Origin of the sequence: Streptomyces goshikiensis, assembly GCF_014650555.1 — a bacterium.
Taxonomy (GTDB): Bacteria; Actinomycetota; Actinomycetes; order Streptomycetales; family Streptomycetaceae; genus Streptomyces; species Streptomyces goshikiensis.
Map to the genome: position 1 here is coordinate 1 of NZ_BMVE01000035.1, position 3,240 is coordinate 3,240.

At 66.5% G+C, this 3,240-nt stretch carries 3 protein-coding genes; 2 read left to right on the top strand and 1 reads right to left on the bottom strand.

The genetic code is table 11. From position 1 onward, the window contains the following. Window positions 1-342 precede the first annotated feature (342 nt). Window positions 343-1,062, top strand: coding sequence for a hypothetical protein (locus IE248_RS36995; protein ID WP_190033145.1), 720 nt, complete (start codon window positions 343-345; stop codon window positions 1,060-1,062). A gap of 273 nt (window positions 1,063-1,335) precedes the next feature. Here IE248_RS36995 and IE248_RS37000 read toward each other — a convergent pair whose 3' ends face one another. After that, window positions 1,336-1,662 carry a hypothetical protein gene (locus IE248_RS37000; protein ID WP_229895812.1) on the bottom strand — a complete coding sequence of 109 codons (327 nt, stop codon included), beginning with the start codon at window positions 1,660-1,662 and terminating at the stop codon, window positions 1,336-1,338. A gap of 400 nt (window positions 1,663-2,062) precedes the next feature. On the opposite strand from IE248_RS37000, the gene IE248_RS37010 reads away from it, so the two are divergent. Further along, the gene (locus IE248_RS37010; RefSeq protein ID WP_229895813.1) at window positions 2,063-2,824 is read left to right on the top strand and encodes a hypothetical protein; all 762 of its coding nucleotides are present in this window, start codon (window positions 2,063-2,065) and stop codon (window positions 2,822-2,824) included. Window positions 2,825-3,240: the final 416 nt, after the last annotated feature.

Genomic DNA, 3,240 nt, shown 5'->3' on the forward strand with positions numbered 1-3,240 from the left:
GTTTTAGGGGATAGCGCGATGCGGTGAGGTTGGGGTCGCTGGGATGAGTTGGCTGGGACAACGGGATGCGGCGTAGTACCCAGCAGAACTGCTTTGACCTGCGGTTTTACTGCGGTGCCGGGGTAGGTAGAGGGCGTTCGGTTGCGGTTCTTAGGCCATGGTCTTTGCAATCTCTATCTGGTATGCATTTTGAGACGGTGATGTAGCGCCGCCTTGCCGAAGTGACTGAAGTGCAGTAACTTTCACGGGCTGATCTGGCGGCCTGTCTCAGTACCGTCCGCCGGCCTGCGCTGCCGGTCGGCCAATGGCTGAGGCGCTGCTGCTGTGATGGTGAGAAAGGGAGTGCTGATGATTCGCCGCGGACGGGAGCACCTGGTTCGTACCCGTGAGCAGCTTGCCCAAGAAATGGGCATGGCGATGGGCACGTTCCGGAACAAGCGGCCTTACGCGGCCGAGGGCTTCCCAGCGCCCATCAGTTCTGAGGGTGCCCGGGTCTTGTTGTGGGACGGCGAGCAGACGGCCGCCTACCTCGAGCGTGGCGAGGTGCAGGCTCTGCCAGCACCGGGCGCGGAGGATCTGCTGGACCGACAGGAGGCGGCCGCCGAGGTAGGGGTGTCCCCGCGGAGCTGGGACGGCTACAAGTCGGACCCGCGGCTGGCACCGCACATGGTGATGGTGTGCGGTGTGGAGCACTGGCCGCGCAGGTCAGTTCGGGCCTTCTGCGACGGCCGGCCCGGCAAGCAGGCCGCGACGGGCCGGCCGAAGGGGAAGGCGAATGCGGTACCGCGCGGTGAGCTGCAGGCCCGGGTTGCCGCGCTCCTCGACGCCGACCCGGCTATCACGATCGCCGGCGTCTGCGCCGCGCTGGGCGTGGCCTACGCGACGGCGCAGCGCGCTCTGTCTGAGCTGCGCAGCGAGCGGATCGCCGTCCTCCTGGCCGCGCAGCCGTCCTTGACGGCCGATCAGGCCGCGGTCCGGCTCGGGTACCCCGCCGCAGTCCGGCGGCGCGCCAGGGGTGGCGCCGGGACCCCCAACCACGAGAGGCGGGAGAGGCATGCGTGAAACCGTGGAAGTGAGCGCCTGGGATGCGTACTATGCGGCCGGCCGCTGGCCGTCCGGTGATGGAGGAGAAAGAGGCCTTCCGCCGCATGGTCGGCCAGGGGCCGGGACATTCCGCCGAAGCCCATAGGGAAGGGCTCGAATCCCTGACTTATTACCGACGGACAGTCAGCCCCATAGCCCTCCTTCCTGCTGGCAGCCTGGCTCGCGGTAGCGAGCCAGGAGCCTGGAGGCGGAGCCGGAAGGGTTAAGGGCGGGGGAGCGAAGCGGACCCGCTCAACTGGCGGGGTTGAGGCCTTGTTCCATGAGGTGGCCGTATTCGCGCCAGTGGATGAATTGGATTGGTTCTGTGGTGGGGCCGGGTGTGGGGGCGCACCAGCGTTGTACGTAGGCGGCGAATCCTTCCTTGTGGATGGTAAAGGGGCCGCCGTCTTCGTAGAGGTCGGCGATGGGCCAGGTGTCGCTGTCCTCGCCGGTCATGAGCCAGAACAGGTGGGTTCCGTCTTCAACGAAGCCCCATCTGAGGAGCCTGTCGGCGCTTACCTCGGGTGGCAGCCAGCGCGAGTAGGATTCGGGGGCCTGTTCCCAGAAGAGTTCGGCCATGTCGACCACGCTGTCGCCTCCGGCTTCACGGTATGGGGGGATACCCACAGTGCGTCTCCGTCGATTCCGCCGGCTCCGTAGGTTTCGATGAAGGCGATGTAGTCCGAGGGGAGTCGTATGCCGAGTCTGTGTTCGGCTTCGGCTGTTCCGGCCAGGTCGTGGGGGGCTCCTTCGCTGCTTTGCCTGCAGGGCGTGAGCACGTCTGACAGTGCGCGTATGGCGGGATGACTGGGCAAGAGGAACCTCCGGCGTCTAGTGAGCACACCAGACTATGAGCCCTCTCTGACAGTGCTTCCTGGCCCGCAGGGCGGGCCTGGTTACCACCACTGGGACTTCGGTAGTGGGCTGGTCCTGGTGGCGTTCGAAGGGGTGTGTCAGTGGTGCCCGGCAGACTTGCCTGGTGCTGATTGATGGATACGACGATGCCCGACTGGTTTTCGGTGAGGAGCTGGTTGGGCTTCCGGGCTTCTGGGCTGTTTCGCTTATGTGGTTGTGCGGGCCGGGAGACGAGCGTGGCGAGCCGGAGTTTGAGTGGTTCGGCGCGGATGAGGCGGACGTAGACGCGGCATGTGAGGCGCTCATGGAGGAGGAGCGCTGGCCCGTCTTCCGGATCCCGTTCGGTGACGGGCACACAGTGGTGGTGGTTCACCGCAACGACCCTGACGACTGCGGGAACCTGTACTTCGTCACCCACCCGGAATGGGGCGGCTGGCACGGTCATCTCGCCACCATTAGCCCCCACCAGGCAGGACCGGGCTTGTCCTGGGGAGAGCTGATCCATATTGCCGCCAACCCGGACCTCACGGCACCGGGAATCCACGACCCCACCGTCCGCTTGCTTCTTCTGCTGCCGATCCTCGGTGACGTGGACCTGCCGCCAGAGGCGGCCAACACGGTCTCCTTGGCTCTCACCCGCACTGGTATGCAGGCTGACAACGCATCCCGCGTGGCGGAGATGATCCTGCGGAACCCGATCTGGGAGCCGGCTCAATGGGATTTTCGCGCTGGGTCCCCTCTCAGCGGAGGAGAGCATGCGTTCGTGCAGGGGCTCCTTGAGTGCACGGTTACAGGGAGTCCACGGTTCGGCGTACAACTCGCCCATGGCATCACTCAGGAGCAGAGCGACCGACTGGCCCAGGCGTTGGGAACCTGTTCTCCCTGACGATCTGGCCATCAGTACACCGGAAAGTGTCTGGACGGCTGCGCCTGGCCCAGACTGCCCGTCACCCGGCTGACAGTGGACTTCGTCAGCTGCCAGACCCCGGCCTCGTAAGCTCCTCAGGCCAGGTGCCCTCACCGCTGCCAGCCGCCCGCGGAGCGGGCTAGTCCTGGAGGCGGAGCCGGAAGGACCCGGGTGGGGAGCGGAGCGGACCCACCCAACGGGCCGAAGGCCCGGACCCCATTAAACGGGGTCACCGAGGGCTGCGAAGCAGGCCGTTCGGGGTCCCGAACCGTCCGAAGCGAAGCGAAGGACACCGGCCCGAAGGGCCGGCTCTGGCTCGGCGAAGCCGAGCCCCGTCGAGCGCAGCGAGGCGGTTCTCTCCTGAGCGCGCAGCGCTCAGGTACCCGCTCCGCGGG